The organism is Pseudomonas sp. AC463, from assembly GCF_979253585.1.
The window spans coordinates 1-258 of sequence record NZ_CEEDDZ010000813.1 but is presented as its reverse complement, the minus strand read 5'-3'; the positions used below and the strand labels follow the sequence as shown (position 1 = coordinate 258).

The following is a 258-nucleotide window of genomic DNA, read 5'->3' as shown; positions in this document are numbered from 1 at the left end:
GCGCCGAAGCCGAGCAGTTCCTCAAGCGCTGGCAGTCGGTTACCGCCTGGTCGATGTACAAGGCCAAGGCTATCGAGATCTCGCCAGATAGCGTTGGCATCCCGAAACCCTAAGCAGTTCGACCGGGCGGTCTACACGCCGCCCGGTCACTCTAACGCTGTACGCGAAAGACCTTGGGTGCAACGCCCGTTTCGCGTTTGAAGAACCTGGAAAAGTACGCCGGCTCGGAAAAGCCCAGGCTGTCAGACACCTGATGGA

General features: G+C 59.7%; 1 pseudogene. It reads right to left on the bottom strand.

Annotated elements, in window-relative coordinates:
- Positions 1–151: 151 nt before the first annotated feature.
- Positions 152–258 (bottom strand): annotated as a pseudogene (locus tag AC0IYH_RS32485) (helix-turn-helix domain-containing protein); the annotation flags it as partial.